Annotated in this window: 20 protein-coding genes and 1 riboswitch; of the genes, 14 read left to right on the top strand and 6 right to left on the bottom strand. The window is 45.8% G+C overall.

What is annotated here, in order from left to right; genetic code table 11:
- Nucleotides 1-112: 112 nt before the first annotated feature.
- Genes ACFVS2_RS07645 through ACFVS2_RS07630 form a run of 4 tightly spaced genes read left to right on the top strand, consistent with a single transcriptional unit; the run spans nt 113 to nt 4,456 of the window.
- Nucleotides 113-1,693: a spore germination protein gene (locus tag ACFVS2_RS07645; RefSeq protein WP_390232771.1), complete on the top strand. Its 1,581-nt coding sequence runs from the start codon at nt 113-115 to the stop codon at nt 1,691-1,693.
- Nucleotides 1,690-2,856: a Ger(x)C family spore germination protein gene (locus ACFVS2_RS07640; RefSeq protein WP_390232769.1), complete on the top strand. Its 1,167-nt coding sequence runs from the start codon at nt 1,690-1,692 to the stop codon at nt 2,854-2,856. Before ACFVS2_RS07645 ends, ACFVS2_RS07640 begins: the two co-directional genes overlap by 4 nt.
- Complete coding sequence (locus tag ACFVS2_RS07635) at nt 2,849-3,085, top strand: hypothetical protein (protein WP_390232767.1); 237 nt, start codon at nt 2,849-2,851, stop codon at nt 3,083-3,085. Before ACFVS2_RS07640 ends, ACFVS2_RS07635 begins: the two co-directional genes overlap by 8 nt.
- Nucleotides 3,086-3,097: 12 nt before the next feature.
- Nucleotides 3,098-4,456: a GerAB/ArcD/ProY family transporter gene (locus ACFVS2_RS07630; RefSeq protein ID WP_390232765.1), complete on the top strand. Its 1,359-nt coding sequence runs from the start codon at nt 3,098-3,100 to the stop codon at nt 4,454-4,456.
- Nucleotides 4,457-4,631: 175 nt separating this feature from the next.
- On the opposite strand, the gene ACFVS2_RS07625 is transcribed toward ACFVS2_RS07630, so the two are convergent.
- The gene (locus tag ACFVS2_RS07625; RefSeq protein WP_173617365.1) at nt 4,632-4,991 is read right to left on the bottom strand and encodes a winged helix-turn-helix transcriptional regulator; all 360 of its coding nucleotides are present in this window, start codon (nt 4,989-4,991) and stop codon (nt 4,632-4,634) included.
- A gap of 210 nt (nt 4,992-5,201) precedes the next feature.
- On the opposite strand from ACFVS2_RS07625, the gene ACFVS2_RS07620 reads away from it, so the two are divergent.
- From ACFVS2_RS07620 to ACFVS2_RS07590, 7 genes are all read left to right on the top strand, one after another.
- Nucleotides 5,202-5,846 (top strand): nitroreductase family protein, encoded by a 645-nt coding sequence (locus tag ACFVS2_RS07620; protein WP_390232763.1) that lies wholly within the window; start codon nt 5,202-5,204, stop codon nt 5,844-5,846.
- Between the two features lie 160 nt (nt 5,847-6,006).
- Complete coding sequence (locus ACFVS2_RS07615) at nt 6,007-6,999, top strand: LLM class flavin-dependent oxidoreductase (RefSeq protein ID WP_390232761.1); 993 nt, start codon at nt 6,007-6,009, stop codon at nt 6,997-6,999.
- Nucleotides 7,000-7,019: 20 nt separating this feature from the next.
- Complete coding sequence (locus tag ACFVS2_RS07610) at nt 7,020-7,262, top strand: DUF896 domain-containing protein (protein WP_173617515.1); 243 nt, start codon at nt 7,020-7,022, stop codon at nt 7,260-7,262.
- The gene (locus tag ACFVS2_RS07605; protein ID WP_390232759.1) at nt 7,259-7,735 is read left to right on the top strand and encodes an RrF2 family transcriptional regulator; all 477 of its coding nucleotides are present in this window, start codon (nt 7,259-7,261) and stop codon (nt 7,733-7,735) included. The genes ACFVS2_RS07610 and ACFVS2_RS07605 overlap by 4 nt, the downstream gene beginning before the upstream one ends.
- 32 nt (nt 7,736-7,767) lie before the next feature.
- Nucleotides 7,768-8,055, top strand: a complete 288-nt coding sequence (locus ACFVS2_RS07600; protein ID WP_390232757.1) for a putative quinol monooxygenase — start codon at nt 7,768-7,770, stop codon at nt 8,053-8,055.
- A gap of 172 nt (nt 8,056-8,227) precedes the next feature.
- Complete coding sequence (locus ACFVS2_RS07595) at nt 8,228-9,163, top strand: ATP-dependent DNA ligase (RefSeq protein WP_390232755.1); 936 nt, start codon at nt 8,228-8,230, stop codon at nt 9,161-9,163.
- Nucleotides 9,164-9,546: 383 nt separating this feature from the next.
- Nucleotides 9,547-9,876, top strand: a complete 330-nt coding sequence (locus tag ACFVS2_RS07590) for a DUF1904 family protein (RefSeq protein ID WP_390232753.1) — start codon at nt 9,547-9,549, stop codon at nt 9,874-9,876.
- Between the two features lie 48 nt (nt 9,877-9,924).
- On the opposite strand, the gene ACFVS2_RS07585 is transcribed toward ACFVS2_RS07590, so the two are convergent.
- Nucleotides 9,925-10,095: a hypothetical protein gene (locus ACFVS2_RS07585; protein ID WP_390232751.1), complete on the bottom strand. Its 171-nt coding sequence runs from the start codon at nt 10,093-10,095 to the stop codon at nt 9,925-9,927.
- A gap of 15 nt (nt 10,096-10,110) precedes the next feature.
- Nucleotides 10,111-11,865: a phosphomethylpyrimidine synthase ThiC gene (gene thiC / locus ACFVS2_RS07580; RefSeq protein ID WP_390232749.1), complete on the bottom strand. Its 1,755-nt coding sequence runs from the start codon at nt 11,863-11,865 to the stop codon at nt 10,111-10,113.
- 149 nt (nt 11,866-12,014) lie between these two features.
- Nucleotides 12,015-12,127: riboswitch (TPP riboswitch) on the bottom strand.
- A gap of 250 nt (nt 12,128-12,377) precedes the next feature.
- Here thiC and ACFVS2_RS07575 point away from each other — a divergent pair.
- Nucleotides 12,378-13,259 (top strand): cation diffusion facilitator family transporter, encoded by an 882-nt coding sequence (locus tag ACFVS2_RS07575; protein WP_390232748.1) that lies wholly within the window; start codon nt 12,378-12,380, stop codon nt 13,257-13,259.
- A gap of 58 nt (nt 13,260-13,317) precedes the next feature.
- Here ACFVS2_RS07575 and ku read toward each other — a convergent pair whose 3' ends face one another.
- Nucleotides 13,318-14,271: a non-homologous end joining protein Ku gene (gene ku, locus ACFVS2_RS07570; RefSeq protein WP_390232746.1), complete on the bottom strand. Its 954-nt coding sequence runs from the start codon at nt 14,269-14,271 to the stop codon at nt 13,318-13,320.
- Nucleotides 14,272-14,394: 123 nt separating this feature from the next.
- Nucleotides 14,395-14,538: a hypothetical protein gene (locus ACFVS2_RS07565; RefSeq protein WP_016743266.1), complete on the bottom strand. Its 144-nt coding sequence runs from the start codon at nt 14,536-14,538 to the stop codon at nt 14,395-14,397.
- A gap of 483 nt (nt 14,539-15,021) precedes the next feature.
- Here ACFVS2_RS07565 and rsmD point away from each other — a divergent pair, with 483 nt between their 5' ends.
- Entirely contained in the window at nt 15,022-15,588 is a 567-nt protein-coding gene (rsmD, locus tag ACFVS2_RS07560; RefSeq protein ID WP_390232744.1) for a 16S rRNA (guanine(966)-N(2))-methyltransferase RsmD, read from the top strand.
- A 46-nt stretch (nt 15,589-15,634) separates the two neighbouring features.
- Complete coding sequence (gene coaD, locus ACFVS2_RS07555) at nt 15,635-16,114, top strand: pantetheine-phosphate adenylyltransferase (protein ID WP_007728199.1); 480 nt, start codon at nt 15,635-15,637, stop codon at nt 16,112-16,114.
- Between the two features lie 4 nt (nt 16,115-16,118).
- Here coaD and ylbJ read toward each other — a convergent pair whose 3' ends face one another.
- Nucleotides 16,119-17,348: a sporulation integral membrane protein YlbJ gene (ylbJ, locus tag ACFVS2_RS07550; RefSeq protein ID WP_390232742.1), complete on the bottom strand. Its 1,230-nt coding sequence runs from the start codon at nt 17,346-17,348 to the stop codon at nt 16,119-16,121.
- Nucleotides 17,349-17,464: the final 116 nt, after the last annotated feature.

Here is a 17,464-nt window from a genome sequence, read left to right as displayed (position 1 = left end):
GTTTCTCTATGTAAAAGGAAAACCACTTTGCATATATTCCCTGCCAATCAACCATAATACGGGTAGCTTTCCAGTGGTTGGTGATGAAATGGAATTCAAGAAGAAAGATAAAATGCAAGAACTGATTGAGACAATGAATGCCTGCAGCTTGATTGAGCTGGAGGGTATACCGATTTCGCCTCAATTGGAACAGAACATTGATCTTTTGAAAAAAATGTTCGCTGATTGCTCTGATTTTGTCATACGAGAATTCCGTCAAAAAAACAGTGTCCGAGCGATTGCTGTCTTCGTTGATGGGCTAATTGATACGAAAGAGGTCAATTCTGCACTGAAATCGTTAATGGTGCTTGAAGACGGCGATGATGATATAAAAGTGATTGAAGAGTCACTTTTGCCCGTTTCCCAGATGGGAAGAGTAGACGATTATAAAAAGCTGCTACAAGCTGTGCTTTCAGGTGATACAGGCATTCTTGTTGAGGGAAATACAGAAGCGCTCACGCTCGGCATTCGTGGAGCAGAAAAACGCTCCGTTAACGAACCAGAAGGAGAAGCGGTCGTACGTGGGCCGCGTGAAGGCTTTATCGAAAATATTCGCACGAACACGTCGATGCTGCGGCGCAAATTGCGAACACCTCGATTGAAAATGAAGTCCTTGGTAGTTGGACGTGAGACGAACACCAATCTGGTGGTTGCCTTTCTTGATGGGATTGCTGATCCAGAGATCATACAGGAGGTAACTGGTCGAATCAGCAAGATCAATATGGATGCTGTGCTGGAAAGTGGATATATCGAAGAGATGATCCAGGATAACACGTACTCGCCTTTCCCTCAGGTTATGTATTCCGAGCGCCCAGACACGGTTGCTGCGGCATTGCTGGAGGGACGTGTCGCGATATTTGTGGATGGGACACCGATGGTTTTGATCGTGCCTGTTACGTTTTGGATGATGATGCAGGCCAGCGAGGATTATTACGAGCGATTTCAAATGGCTACGCTAGTTCGACTGCTGCGTTATGTATTTCTCATCATTTCGCTCATTACCCCTGCTTTATATGTCGCTATTACGACTTATCACCAACAGATGCTACCGACCACGCTCCTTTTAAGTATTGCGGCTGCGCGCGAGTCCATTCCTTTTCCTGCTATTGTGGAGGCTTTTATCATGGAAATTTCTTTTGAAGCCTTGCGAGAAGCGGGGATTCGTCTCCCGAAAACGGTCGGACAAGCCGTCAGTATTTTAGGTGCGCTGGTCGTTGGTCAGGCAGCGGTGCAGGCAGGGATTGTTTCTGCCCCCATGGTTATCGTCGTATCGCTCACAGGGATTGCCTCATTTACCATCCCGCATTTTAATGCATCGATTTCATTGCGAATGCTGCGTTTTCCGATCATGATTGCGGCTTCGATCCTCGGCATCTATGGAATGCTAGTAGCGTTATTGCTCATCCTCGGTCATATGGCCAACCTGCGCTCTTTTGGTGTCCCTTATTTATCGCCGCTAGGACCGATGTCGATCGGCGATCTCAAAGACGTACTGATAAGGGCTCCGTGGTCGATGATGGAAAAACGCCCAAGCTTTTTGGGCGTTCAAAATGCAAGGCGTATGAACGATGGTTTTTCTAATTCTATTCAGCAAAGAGGAGGGCAATCAGGAGTGACAGGCAACCGTCATCCAAATGAGGAGGGACAATCGTGAAGGCTGTGACCCGCATATTGGTGGTGTCGCTCTGCATGTTCCTAGTATCTGGATGTTGGGATCGCCGTGAAGTAAATGATATGGCCATCGTCATTGCAATGGCGATGGATAAGGAACCAGACGGCAGGTATCGGTTATCCATTCAGGTCCCCCTGGTCAGTAGCCTAGGCGCCCAGTCCGGAGGTGGTGGTGGGACGAGTGGTGATAAGAGTTATTACGTTGATTCCGCAGTAGGCAGGACAATTCGGGAAGCGAATGGATTGATCCAAGCTAGAATGTCTCGAGAAATTTACTACTCCCATCACCGGATGATCGTCATAGGCGAAGAACTGGCGAAGGACGGAATGTCGGATGTGCTGGATATTGTGTCGCGCTTTCCGGAAAACAGACTGACAGCTTACATTGTCATGACAAAAGGCAAAGGAATCGAATTACTAACCGCACAGCCGCAATTTGAACGTTTTTCGGGAGAAGCGATGCGTGAGTTGGTCAAGATGGGGGGCATTACGGTAACGTTGAAGGATGTAGCCCAGATGCTCGGTACACCAGGGGTTGATGCCATTTTACCCGTTCTGGCAGCAGTGGATTCTCATCCGAAAGGAAAGTCAAAAGAAATAGAGGCGACGGGGGTAGGCATATTTAGACAGGACAAGCTCGTAGCCATCGCGAAGCCCAAAGAACTGCTCGGCTTGCGATTGTTCCAACGCGATTTTACTCCGTTTTCTGTTGTGGTGTCCCTTAACAAGCACGAACGGCTTACGATAACTCTTTCGAAAGGAAGGGCGAGTATCAAGCCTGTGATCAGGAAGGGACACATCCATTTCAAAATTGATCTCTACGCTTCTGCCGTTGTAGTGGAGAATCTGTCAAACCTCGATCTAGAGGAAGAGAAAAATATTAGAATGCTGCAAACAAAGCTCGTCGAGCAAATCAATAGCGGTGTGAATCATATGATGAAAACGATCCAACAGAAACAATCAGACTTCATTGGGTTAGGAATCGCATTGTCGAGGAATTATCCGCGAGAGTGGCGAGACCGATATCGGAACAGGTGGAATAAGGAGCTTCCGAAAATCACATATGAAATCCGATCCAAAGTGCACATGGCCAATTTCGGACAGACAACGAAAAATATAACCCAAGGTGAAGATGATCATGAATAGAATATTTTTGATCTTTTTTATCTCTATGTTGGTACTTTCGTTTGGAGAATTCATCATAAAGCGAAAAGGAATGGACGGGAGACAGCAGCGAGTCATTGCTATTTTCTACGTTTTAACCATTCTTTGTCTGATTGCTTTGCAATTCCAGTATTATCAAGTGTTACCCACGAGTAATTTGATGAACTTTCTATCTCCTCATGTGAAGTGGTGGGTGGATCAGTTCGTATAAGGAGGCCCAAGTATGATTCACAAGCAAGTTGTCAATCATCGACAAATTGCCTGGCTGGTTGGCAGTGTCTTGATGACAGGAATGATGATCAGTTTCTTGCGGTCTGTCGTTCATGTAGCAAGGATGGATGCTTGGTTCTCTCAAATTTTACCCATCTTTTATGCGCTTTTTATCGCCTACGTTTTGAGTGGGCTGGTTGAAGCATACCCCGGGAAAAATATCTTTGAAATCTTGTTTATCATTGGCGGGAAGTGGATTGGAGGAGCTATCAATCTCCTCATTTTATTTTACATTTGGATCATCCTGGCGATCGATATTAAAGGGGCTGCTGATTTTTTACATATCTCGTTATTGCCAACCACGCCTTTGGAGGTCATCTTACTCGTCTTCGTCTTACTGATGATGTACTATGGCAAAACGAGTCTTGAGGTGGCGGCACGGGTAAATGAGTTTTATTTTCCCCTTTATTTCATCATGTGCATTTCGCTCTATTTCCTGCTGGTTAATGAATACAACGTTGAGCGATTGGAACCAATCTTGACCAGTAGCTTGGATCGAATCGTGGTCAGCAACTTTTTACAAGTGGGTGTATATGGTGATATTTTTCTCATTGGGGCATTCTTACATGCCATTGTAGAGCCGCGACTATTTTTTGCCGCGATGAAGCACGGGGTCATCATTGTTGGCTTTGGGACGACGATTATGTTGCTCGTCTTGCTCGGGGTGATGGGTTTCATGATCGCCAGTCGACTGAATTTCCCTATCTATATTCTCGTCCAGCAAATCCACGTCACAGATTTTTTGGACAGGGTCGAAATGATCCTCTTTAGCGTGTGGTTCCCCGCTTTCACAATCAAAGTCATTGTCGCTTACTTAGCATTTTTAGTGGGGGTGGGATCATTTGGCGGACAGCGGCATTACAATACATTCAATGCTCCGTGTGGATGGTTTATCGTTGTATCGTCCATATTTGCGTTTCCAAATGTAGCGCATATCGATCAGTTTATTAGTTATAGCTTGCCGTTGATCGTGCTCGTCTTTCAATTCCCGTTGGCGATCTTTTTGCTCATTCACGTAAGGAGAAAGAACAAAGGAAGAGAGCAAAGCCTCATTCCCGAAGGAACGAAGCTTTATCGATTTTACCGGTCGATGGTGTGGATCACGACAGTCTGTTTGAGTGGATGTGTGATCGTGATTTTGATTGGGGACTTTTTTAAGGACAAATCAGCAGTCGGAGGGGTTGCGACAGCTATTGTGTTTATTGCCCTCTTACTGATAGCGCTGTTGACGAGCTACGGGGAGATGCAGGCTCTTAATCATGGCAAGCAAAAGCTGGGGAGGGCAAAACAGGCTGGATCGTTTCGACAATGAGATCGAAAGTAGAGGGGGTGTGCCTACGAATTTCCAAGTCAAAGCTACCATTCATACATCGTTAAATAAAGGCAGTGATAGTAAAGACTTTTTAGTCTTTGACTCAGCTGCCTTTTTGTAATGGATGAGAACCATATACCTTGATTTTTCAACGAAATATGTGCCTAAGGTATGGTCATCCAATAATATCATCCTGATTTTTAACGGAAACTTCACCATTCGGATACCGATGCTTTAGATAGTCTCCGCCCCATTTACATAGTACTTGTAAGACTTCTTTTAATGATTCCCCATATTCGGTCAGGGCGTATTCAACTCTTGGCGGTACTTGATCGTATGTTTTTCGGGTGATCAAGCCATCTCTTTCAAGCTCTTTTAATTGTACCGTGAGCATTTTTTGTGAAATCCCCGTTACTAATCGTTTTAATTCCCCTGTTCGGATCGGTCCCCTGGTTAAGTGATATAAAATATGAGCCTTCCACTTTCCACCAATCACTTCTAAAACGACTTCCAGCCTGTTGTTGTACTGTTTCATCTTCTTTAACTCCTTTAAAAATATACAGGTACGTTGACGTACCTATAGCACGTTGGCGTTCCTATAGTACGTAAAAGTGCGTACTTTTCAATGTTTCCTAACCCTTGCATAATAGGGTTCGTTACCAAGTAATGCGGGATCGTGATAAGGACTGTAACCATTATACCCATAGAAGTATCCTGCATAAAATATTTAGGAGGTACTGCTACTATGAAAACTGCAAATCGCACAGCAAATTTTTATGACGTCATTCGAGAGCGTCGTTCTGTTCGGACTTTTGATCCTTCTTATACAATCGCAGAGGAAGAAATCAAAGAACTCATCGGAGAGGCGATTCTCGCTCCAAGTGGTACGAATCTGAATCCTTGGCGTTTTATGGTCTTTACAGAGAAAGCACTCAAGGAAAAACTGCTTCCTACGGCACTGGGACAACAACAAGTGGTTGATGCATCCGCGGTCATTGTCGTATTAGGAGATATGAACGCCTATACAGTAGAGAACGCGGAAAAAATCAATCAAAGAGCAGTGGAAGCCGGTTTCATGCCAGAAGAAGTGAAAAACAGAATTAACGAAAGTGTGAAAGGGTACTACGGTACGGTGAGTGAACAAGTATGGAGAGAATGGCAGCACCTTGATGGAGGACTTGTTGCGATGCAATTGATGCTCGCGGCAAAGGCAAGAGGTTACGACACTGTGCCAATGCTTGGTTATAACACAGAAGAGTTCCGAAAAATCTTCGATGTTCCAGATAACTGGGTGAACGTTCTGATGATTCCTGTAGGGAAAGCTACACAACCAGGGTTCCCGACTGTACGCTTGAGTGTTGATGAAGTGACATACTGGAATGGCAAGTAATTGGTAGGATGGATGTTCCGCCACATATCATCACATGCTTGATCATGTGGCGTCTTCCCTGAAAACATGCATTTTCGATAGATCTTGTATCTGTCGCCTCTCTATAAAACAAAATCACAGATATTAAATATCCTTATTCACGACGAAAGGAGGTCTAACTATGAAACTAAGTGTTTTGGATCAAACACCTACATCTAACGGTCAAACTTCAGCGCAAACCTTTCAAAATACCATTGAGCTGGCGAAGCTTGTGGATGATATGGGGTATAACAGAATTTGGTACTCAGAGCATCATGGGGCTACAAACTTGGCAAGCGCCTCTCCTGAGATCATGATTGCACACATTGCATCTGTAACAAACAACATTCGTGTTGGCTCCGGTGGAATTATGCTGATGCATTATTCTCCATTAAAAATGGCCGAAGTTTTTAAAACGTTATCAACGCTGTATCCTAATCGAATTGATTTTGGTGTCGGTCGTGCTCCAGGGGGAGATCGGTTCTCCACGCTTGCCCTGCATGAAGGAAGACAACCGAATCTGCTTAACCAGTACGATAAGCTGATGGAAACCATGATGTTTATGACAGATACGATGCCTGAAGATCATGTGTACAGTCGCACATTGGCAGCACCAGTAGACGCTCCACTTCCTGAGGTTTGGCTACTAGGATCAAGTGGAAGCAGCGCTGCACAGGCAGGAAGATTCGGTATCGGGTATTCATTTGCCCAGTTCATCAGTGGACAATTAGAGTCTCAAATGCTCGAAGCGTATCGCACGAACTTCACACCCTCAGAGTTTATGCCTGCTCCTAAAATCAATGTTGGCTATTTTGTGATGGCGGCGGAAACAACGGAGGAAGCTGAATATCACGCAGCGAGCCTGGATCTGAATTTGCTGTTTCTGGATAAAGGCATGCCGTTTCAAATCTTCACACCAGAAGAAGCATTGAATTATTCCTATACCGAAATGGACAAAATGCAGATCGAACACAACCGCAATCGTTTCCTGGTGGGAAGTGCAAAAGATGTTGCTGATACACTACGTGAGCACGATGAAAAATACGGGATCACGGAAGCCGTACTTGGAACAATCAGTCATAGCCATGAGACGAGACTACAGTCTTACCGTTTGCTTGCAAAGGAACTTCTATAAATAGAAAGGTGGAAAAAATGATGATCCCATTTTTAGAACGAATGAATAGCTTATCGAAAAAACAACGCGAAGATGGTTTAACCAAAAAAGAAAAGGAAGAACAACAACAGCTTCGTCAAGAATATCTGCAAATTATCCGCGGGCAAGTTTTGCACACATTTTCAGGGCTAACGATCTTAGACCCGCTGGGTAATGATGTAACGCCCGAAAAATTGAAAATCGCCCAACAAAATCAGATGTTCAATACAGAGGATGAAGCATGAATATGAAGTCTGGCGTCGAACAGGCCGTTTATGCTCTTCTGGTGCTAACTCGACTACCTAGACAGGCGATGTTATCTGGTGAAGCTCTAAGTCAACAGCTCCACATCTCTCCAACTTATTTGCAAAAGTTAATGAGAAAACTTGTACGGGCCGGGATTGTTCTGTCCGTGCCAGGTGCAAAAGGAGGCTTTCGACTGCAAGCTTCACCAGACGACATAACCATTTATGATGTGTACATGGCAGTAGAAGGTGTGAAATCTCTTTATCGTTCGACGGGTATCTTTGAAGGGATGCTACAGTTAAAGGATAACAACGCCTGCTTGTTATCTGATGTCATGGATGAAGCGGAGCGTGCTTGGCAGGCTGTATTAAAACGCCAATCTATCGCTTCTTTACACAGCGAACTAAACGAAACCTGCTCGGCTGATGATTTGACGAAGCTGGATTCTTGGTTAAAAAGCACGATTCGTTAACTAGATAATTAATTAGATAAGGAGGAACGATGATGTTTGTTCGAGTGGTGACAATCAGTAGTAAAGAGGGAATGGAGGAGCAACTGAGGCAAATAGGGCGAAATGTACTTGTTCCTCTCAATAAAGCCGCAGGATGTGTAGATGTATATTTCATGGAGCCTAGCTTAGAAACGGACAATCCCTTTTTTGGTGTCGTAAGTATCTGGAGAGAGAAGGAGGCGTTGGAGACGATGAAAAATAGCGGAAGTTATCGTGACATGCTCAAAGACATGGGACCAATGATTGAATCTGTCACGGATCATTTATATGTGGTCGAGTAATCCATTACGTAATGAACTGGACTCCATCGTGAATGACTTGTTGGGTTGGAATGAATTGGTAGAAGAATGATTCCCGCCTAAGTCCACTTGGTATGATATATCCCCTGATCTAGCATAATAGTAGGAAGAACCTTCGAACGATTGAGGGTATTTTATTGACCAGAGGTGAACCATGCATCCAATCATTCCGATGGAGCCAATATTATGTGACGTAATTCCTCAAGGATCAGACTGGATTGCCCAAGTGAAGTGGGATGGTGTCCGGATACTGACCTACTTTGATGGTCATCAAACGAGATTGTTTAATCGTCGGTTAAATGAACGGACTTTTCATTTTCCTGAAGTAGCAGACATTCATTCGTACTGCAAAGCTCGATCTGTCATATTAGATGGAGAAATTATTGCATTAGGACCGGACGGAAAACCATCGTTTCATGAAGTGATGCGACGGGATGGAATAAGACGTTTGGAGAAAGTTAGCCATGTGCGAAAAGAAGTTCCTATTACATATATGATTTTTGATGTCATCTTTTTCGACGAGCAGTGGATCAATCTGCGTTCATTGAAAGAAAGGATTCATATCCTACAAGAAATAATCGTGACGAATGACCATATCCAATTAGTTTCCAACCACGATAATGGAAAAGCGTTGTTTACTGTCATTCAGCAACAAGGCATGGAAGGCATTATCATGAAAGATCTAAACAGCAAATATGTTATTGGGCGTAAAGAAAAACAATGGCAAAAGAAAAAATACTATCGGGATATCGTAGCGGTTGTAGGAGGAGTAACGATACGAGACAACATCGTAAACGCAGTACTGTTGGGGCTATACGATTCAGAAGGTAGGTTACTTTATATTGGACATGCAGGGGCAGGGAGATTAACACGGAACGATTGGATGGCACTAACAGAGAGGATCGTGCCACTCATACAAAAGGATATGCCCTTCTTTAACAAACCCGAAAGGAATAGAGGAGCGATTTGGCTACAACCAAATGTTACGGTGAAAGTGAACTTCGCAGAATGGACAGAGGGTTATACGTTACGACAACCAAGTATACAAGCAATTGTTGATATACCTACTGATCAATGTGTGCTGGAGTGAACAACATCCCTCATGAATCGAGGGATGTCCTCTGTTTGAAATTTCTAAAAACAACTTAAAATAATAAAGTCGCATGGGTATTTGCAGGAATTTTACGAAACTTTTTTATTGATTAAGTATTGAATTCGAGCTATACTACTTGTATCTAAAAGAACTGATCGGTTAGCGCATTGGGCTGTATCTGGTTGAGTTGCTTCCTCCTTCCGTGGTACGTCCACCACACCTCATGGGAAGGAAGCTACTCTCTGATATGGCCCTCTTTGTGTCTCGCTCGGGTTGGGAATGTTTGTTGTTCACTTTCTTTAATCCTTTTTTCATTGATATATAATTAGAGACTTGTTTATAATGACTGTGCGAACTTATTTACGAAAGAAGGAATTGACTTGCCGTTTCTTCGGTTTAAAGGCTTTGCGAAGCAAGACATAGAGCCCATTTCTCAGATTCTTATAGAAGAGTTTTCCAAAATTGCTGAGGTCGCTCAGGAAAAGGTGAAATTGGAGCTGCTTCAGGTAGATCAATTGACGAACAGTCCTTTGTCTGTAGAGATCATGATGTTTCCGCGTGAACAAAAGCAACATGACGCGATTGCTAGTGCCATACACGGCATTTTGAAGAAGCAAGGCTTTCTACATGTCCATATTTTCTTCATTCTGCTATCGCCTTCTCTCTATTATAAAGAAGGACTTCCGTTGCAAGTCGGAATGACGAAATAAGCAAGAAAAAAGGTCGAGATCCTCAAACGGGATTTCGACCTTTTTCTATTAATAGTAGAGGCTTTCGGTTTGCAGGCACTTGGAGCATGTTCGCGTAAGTGGAGTTTCGATATAGACGTGGCTGCAGTCCTGTTGAATCAGCCGCAATTGTTGTTTAGATTGCTCTAGCTCAGCCTCTAATCGAATGATCTCTTCTCGTAAACGACTGGCTTCCTCCATAGGCATCCCCCTTCATTACGACTGGTACAAACGGCTTCCTTGTTCGCGGAACTCACGGGATTTATCCTGCATCCCTGCAAGAATGGTGGGATCTTGGGCAGCCCCTTGTTCATTGGCGATGTGACGAATGTCGTGCGATATTTTCATGCTGCAAAATTTAGGTCCGCACATGGAACAAAAATGAGCGGATTTGGCGGCTTCTGCTGGCAATGTTTCGTCGTGATATTCACGGGCGCGCTCTGGGTCCAAAGACAAATTGAATTGATCGTTCCAGCGAAAATCAAAACGAGCTTTGGATAAGGCGTCGTCTCGTTGTTTTGCCCGCGGATGTCCTTTTGCGAGATCAGCGGCATGCGCTGCGATTTTGTATGCGTTTAAACCGTTGCGGACATCTTCTTTGTTGGGTAGGCCGAGGTGCTCCTTGGGCGTTACGTAGCAGAGCATCGCTGTTCCGAACCATCCAATCATGGCGGCGCCAATCGCTGAAGTAATGTGATCATAGCCGGGAGCGATGTCTGTCGTGAGTGGCCCAAGTGTGTAAAAAGGAGCCTCATGGCAAATAGATAACTGTTTATCCATATTTTCGCGAATGAGATGCATCGGGACGTGACCAGGGCCTTCAATCATGACTTGTACGTCGTGTTCCCACGCAATTTTTGTGAGTTCTCCCAATGTTTCAAGCTCTGCGAACTGCGCCTCGTCATTCGCATCCGCGATAGAGCCAGGACGTAGTCCATCTCCGAGAGATACACAAATGTCATAGGCCTTCAGAATTTCGCAAATTTCAGCGAAATGCGTATACAAGAAGTTTTCCTCATGATGGGCCAGGCACCATGCGGCCAAAATCGATCCACCGCGAGAGACGATACCGGTAACACGGTTAGCTGTCATAGGAATGTAGCGCAATAGAACACCAGCATGAATCGTGAAGTAATCAACGCCTTGTTCTGCTTGCTCAATCAAGGTGTCTCGGTAAACCTCCCATGTCAAATCCTCGGCTTTCCCATTTACTTTTTCAAGTGCTTGATAAATCGGGACGGTACCGACTGGAACGGGACTGTTGCGGATAATCCACTCCCGTGTGGTGTGGATATGTTTTCCCGTGGAGAGGTCCATAATGGTGTCGGCACCCCAACGGACCGACCAAATCATTTTTTCAACTTCTTCTTCCATCGAAGAGCTGACAGCTGACGTTCCGATGTTGGCATTGATTTTGACATGAAAGTTGCGGCCAATGATCATCGGCTCGCTTTCAGGATGATTGACGTTAGAAGGGAGGATCGCACGTCCAGCGGCGATTTCTGCCCTCACAAATTCAGGGGAGACACCCTCGCGAATGGAAACGTATTCCATTTCAGGTGTGATGATATTTTTTCGGGCATAATGAAGCTGGGTAACATTTTTCCCTGGCTTTGCCCGTTTTGGTTCGTAGCCCTCTCGAGGGAAAGTAGGGAGGGTGGCTGCCTTTTCTTCGTTTCGGATGCCGTCGTCAACTAGTTGTGGTTCGCGACCGACATACGTTTCCGCATCATTTCGCTCATCGATCCACTTGTGGCGGATGGAGGGCAGTCCTGCTTCAATGTCAGGAACGTAACCCGTTGCGGTATACTCGCCACTCGTATCGTACACGCGAAGAGGGGGATTGGGTGTGGAGCCAGACAATCCTTCGGTAGGATGAAGGGAAATCTCGCGCATCGGGACACGGATGTCCGCGCGACTACCTGTTTCGTATACTTTGCGACTGCCTGGAAAAGATGACACCAATGACATAAGAAAAACCTCCTTGTTTTGGTTGCACGAAAGCGAGAACCGTTTAGGGAGGCGAAAGAAACATCCCACGAAAAAGCGCCGCATAAACAACATGCGACGCCAACGCGAGAGTAGAGAAGAAACGGGTATCCTAAAGATACACGTATCTTTTCGTGTCGTATATGACATTCCTCCGCTGGCATTACCCAGTTCAGGTTCAACGGTCGATGGCACAGTACCATCCTCTCAGCCTGGTGATTTCCAAGCTCCCGTGCTTTTTTTATTTTGGATTGCAAGAATAGGATAACGGGAAGTCCATTTAATTTCAAGGAAAATTTTCCAGTGAAAAAATTGCGGGTGTGCAACACATTTTCCTTCCCCCTATTCTCATGAATCGGACTAAAACTGTTTCTGTAGACCCACATGAATCCTATCTGTTACGATGAAGTTCGAAAAAAAAGCAACTGCTTCCAGCGCTTTGATTTTTCTCGTTGTTGAAGCAGATTGGAGAAGTATTTTTGAGGTGATGAGGTATGGATGTCTATTCGGATCTAAAACAAGGAGAACGTGGAGCGTGGGTAAGTATTTTCGCCTACATATTCTGCTCTGTATTAAAAATAGGAGTTGCGTATGTCACCGCGTCGGAAGCTTTAATGGCCGACGGTCTTAACAACTCAACGGATGTCGTCGCATCAATTGCTGTTTTGATCGGGCTTCGTATTGCAAGGAAACCACCTGATAAAGATCACCCGTATGGTCATTTTCGGGCGGAGACGATTTCAGCACTTGTCGCATCATTTATTATGCTATTTGTCGGAGTTCAAGTCGTTACGAATGCCGTACCATCCTTATTGGACCCAAAGCATGCGGCTCCTGACCTGTTGGCAGGGTGGACAGCACTTGCGACTGCAGTCATTATGCTTTTCGTCTATCGCTATAATAAAAAGCTCGCCATTAAAACAAACAGCCAAGCACTAAATGCAGCGGCCGCTGACAACCGTTCAGACGCATTCGTCAGTATTGGGACGTTTATCGGGGTAGCTGGCGCACAATTTCAATTGCACTGGCTTGATCCTTTAGCTGCTTTTGTTGTTGGTCTCATCATCTTGAAGACTGCTTGGGACATTTTCAGGGAAGCAACTCACCGTTTGACAGATGGCTTTGACGAAAGTGAGCTTGCGGACCTGCGGGCTACTATTTCCTCGATTTCGGGAGTTAAGGATATCAGTGACATCAAAGCCCGCTACCATGGCAGCAGCGTGCTGGTGGATGTTGTGATCCATGTAGATCCAGGTCTGAATGTGGTGGAGAGCCACACCATCACAGAGAAAATTGAAGAACAGATGCGCAAGATTCACCGCATTAACGCCGTTCATATCCATATTGAACCATGCAGGAAGATGGTTCCAAACTAGATTTCATGATGTGCATGCAAAAAACCTGTCCATAGTGGGCAGGTTTTTTTAGGTGCAATTAAACAGGGGTAGCCTTCTTTTTGCGTAGTGTTTTGGTTGTAGACGTAGTCTTTTTCGGACTAGCTGCGGTCTCCTTTTGCGATGCCTGTTCTTTTTCGGACGAGGAGGCAGCAGTGGTGCGTTTTCGCGCAGGCTTTGACGGAGTCGGTTCAGGCTCGATTTTGATGGGGACTGCGGCTTGACCGGCTGTAGACTCCAAGCTTTCTTTTAGGGCCTGCATGAGATCAATGACATTGGTTCTTGCCACGGTAGGTGCGGTAGCGATCTCCTGACCCTCCAGCTTTTTCTCAATCAGTTTTTGCAGGTCGGATCGATACTCATCAGTATATTTTGCGGGATCAAAAGGGATCGTCATATTGCTAATGAGCTCAGTTGCCATCTTCAGTTCATTTTCGGCCAACGGTACAGTGGCTTCCGGCAAGGCAGGCACTTGACTGACGGGACGTACCTCATCTGGATAGAAGATCGTCTCCAGCATGATGCAATGCTCATACAGTCGGATAACGGCCAGGCTTTGCCGATTGCGCATCGTCACCTGTGCAACGCCGATCTTGCCTGTCTGTTCCATGGCGGAGCGCAGCAGGGCGTATGCTTTTTCCCCAGTGTCCTGTGGGGATAGGAAATAGCTTTTATGAAAATAAACCGGATCGATCTCCGACAAGTCTACGAAGTCGATAATTTCAATGGCTCTGCGTGTTTCTGGCGTAATGGCTTCCAGATCATCATCGTCGATCATGACAAAGTGTCCTTTTTCATATTCGAAGCCACGGACGATTTCGCTCGTATCAACTTCGCGTTGGCAGTGCGGGCACATTTTCGTGTACTTGATCGGGGTATTGCACTCTTTATGAAGTTGGCGAAAGCGAATATCGCGCTCTTCTGTTGCGGTAAACATGCGAACAGGTATATTGACGAGGCCGAAGCTGATCGAGCCCTTCCACACCGTATGCATGCGGATACCTCCTTCACAGCTATTTTTGTATAGTATCTGTAACTGCATAGAAGAAGTGCCGAGGGAATTGAAGGTGGAAAAGTAAAAAGCCAGCCGATTCGATGCGGCTGGCCTCTTGTATAGCTACTGCCCATGTTTGACGATGTCCGATTGATCTGCACGTGATTGCATGTCTCGCGCCAGCTCGACATCTTTGCCAGTACGGTCCGCAATGGACTGGGCTTTGGACGCCTTCAGTTTTTGTGCAGACGGTCGTTTTTCTGCCATGAACGACTCACTCCTTTCAGGCAATCTACATGTAGAGGGTGTTGCAGGTACATGTAGTATGCGCTGCACACAAAAAAATACCCCATCGCCAAATGACGAGGGGCAGCCGTTCAACTCCTCCCGATGAAGGGAGCGATGGCACGAAATGCTCCTATCAGACACGTCGTGCGCCAAAGTGAACAGCCTTTCAATTATGGGAGAGGAGAAACCGGAGGAAGAGCTTATGGGGAAACGTAAGTCTTCTCCGCGGTTGTCAGCGACACCGTTGCGTCGCTATTCATCATCTTTTCCAATCGAAATGGGTTGTATACCTTTCTTGCACATAAATTTTTCCAGTTGCTAATTTTACGGGTGTATGCAGTTGTGATAGTATGATATCATTCTCAGTCTTAGAAAATTGAGTCTAACAACACGCGTTCAAAAAGTCGTCTTTTTGAACAACCTCTTACAACATACATAGGAAAGCAGACAGGTGAAGTGAGTATGCGAGTCATCGCTGGAGAACACAGAGGAAGACGGTTGGCAGCAGTTCCGGGCAAAGGAACCAGACCGACAACTGATAAAGTTAAAGAATCGATTTTTAATATGATTGGTCCGTATTTCGATGGCGGTTGGGCATTGGACCTATACGCAGGAACAGGTGGTCTCGGGATCGAGGCATTAAGTAGGGGAGCGGATCGAGCTGTTTTCGTGGAGCGAGATCAGAAAGCTTTTGCCGTGGTAAAACAAAACGTCAGCACGTGCAGGCTGGACGATTATGCAGAACTATATCGGATGGATGCGGACCGCGCCATTCGCACACTGAGTACGCGCAATCAAAAATTTGATCTCGTCTTTTTGGACCCGCCATACGCCCAGCAAAAAATTGTCGAAGAAATTGAGATGTTGCAGGAGCTGGGAATGTTGGCGGACGGAGCGTGGATCGTGGCTGAGCATGATATCGCAGAATCCTTTCCAGATGCGATTGGTCATTGTGTAAAGGATCGAGCGGCTAAGTATGGGGATACGGCCGTCACGGTATATTATTACGCTTTGGAGCCACAAGCCTAACGCTCAAATCAAGGTGCAAAAGAGCACCAAGGGAGGATAACCCGCTATGGCAATCGCCGTATGTTCAGGAAGCTTCGACCCTGTTACTTATGGGCATCTCGACATTATTGCGCGGGGTGCCAACGTTTTTGATAAGGTCATTGTTGCCGTCTTGATCAATTCAAAGAAAAACTCATTGTTCAGCGTAGAAGAGCGCGTCGATTTGCTTCGTCAGGCAACGGCTGACATGAAAAATGTAGAAGTGGACTCTTTTGACGGCTTGTTGATTGACTATATGAACAAAAAGGGTGCACAGGTGATCATTCGTGGCCTTCGTGCTGTTTCTGATTTTGAATATGAGATGCAAGTCGCCTCGATAAATAAAAAGCTCGACGAAAATATCGAAACGTTTTTCATGATGACGAACAATCAATATTCGTACTTGAGTTCAAGTATTGTAAAGGAAGTTGCGAAATACAAGGCGAGTGTCGCCGATTTGGTGCCGCCGGTCGTAGAAGAGGCACTGAAGCGAAAAATGGCCGAGTAGTTTATCACGTCTTGCTTCGGTTCATGCGCGAAAGAGTCAAGCTGGTACACAACAGAATCGCACCGACGCCGATGGCGATTCCCCCTGATAGGAGCAAGGTCTCCCACCAACTCGTCGCCGGAATCTCAGATTTCACTTGTACAAATACAGGGACGGCTTTCTCCACGAACCAGGAGCTGACTGTGGCAAGAGGACCCCAAAAGACAAAGGTCAAAATCGCAGCTAGAAAAGCGTGCAGCGCTCTGGCAATCAAGTAAGGGGCGACACGAATATCCGTTTCACTCAAGATACTCGCGACCTGCGCGTGAACACTCAAGCCGCCCCAGGACAATATAGCGCTGGCAATGGCCGCTTTCCAGACCAAGGAAACATTGTCAGGCACAATGCTCGCTGCTTGTGCACCGAGGGTTACTTCGAACAACCCAGCCACGATTGCTTGGGAAAAAGTTGGTGGAAAACCAAAGGGACCGAGAATGATCGAGAGAAGCGTACTGATGATCTGTGTCAGATGAATCATGGAGAATAGTTGAATTAATACCGAAAAAACAATGATGAAGCCACCGATCATGAGCAATGTATTCAGGGCGGATTGCACCGCTTCCCCCATTAATCTTCCGAACGGACGTCCATCGCGGACACGTGCCCGATGCATCGCTTGCAAGGCGCGTAAAGGAAGAGGCAGTGAATTTTTCTCCAATGGGGCTGAAGTAATGGCAAAAGGCGCATGGAAACGATAGATTACGCCCATGAGTACAGCTGACAAATAATGAGTCAGAGCTAGTGTGATGCCCATTTGCTCACTGTGAAAAAAACCGATTGCTACTGCTCCCATGACGAATAAGGGGTCTCCCGTCGTTGTAAAAGAGACGAGACGTTCACCCTCAGCCTTCGTCACATTGCCTTGCAGACGCAGGCGTGTTGTCAGCTTTGCGGCTACCGGATAGCCGGACGAGAAGCCCATAGCCAGTACGAACCCGCCAGTGCCCGGAACGTTAAACAGCGGGCGCATTAATGGCTCCAGTAACACGCCGACGAAATGAACGACGCCCAGACCCATCAACACCTCAGACAGCACAATAAAGGGAAGGGTAGAGGGGAAAACTACCTCCCACCATATTTTCAGACCGCGTACGGCAGCTTCAAAAGAAATCTGCGAGTTAGCAATCAACGAAATAACAATGAAAACTGTCGAGATGGCGAGCAACAAAGTAAGTACGGGTGAGTGGCGTGACATGGATTCCTCCTGAATCGAAGAAAAGTAGTAGTACATGTCTACGTGGCAGGTGGGAGAACTATGCGTAAGCTTGGTCGACGAATATCTCCCAAGTGCGAAAGGTACGGCGATTTACC

The organism is Brevibacillus sp. NPDC058079 (genome assembly GCF_042885155.1).
Classification (GTDB): domain Bacteria; phylum Bacillota; class Bacilli; order Brevibacillales; family Brevibacillaceae; genus Brevibacillus.
The sequence above is the reverse complement of the archived record's forward strand: the minus strand, read 5'-3'. Positions and strand labels throughout refer to the sequence as shown.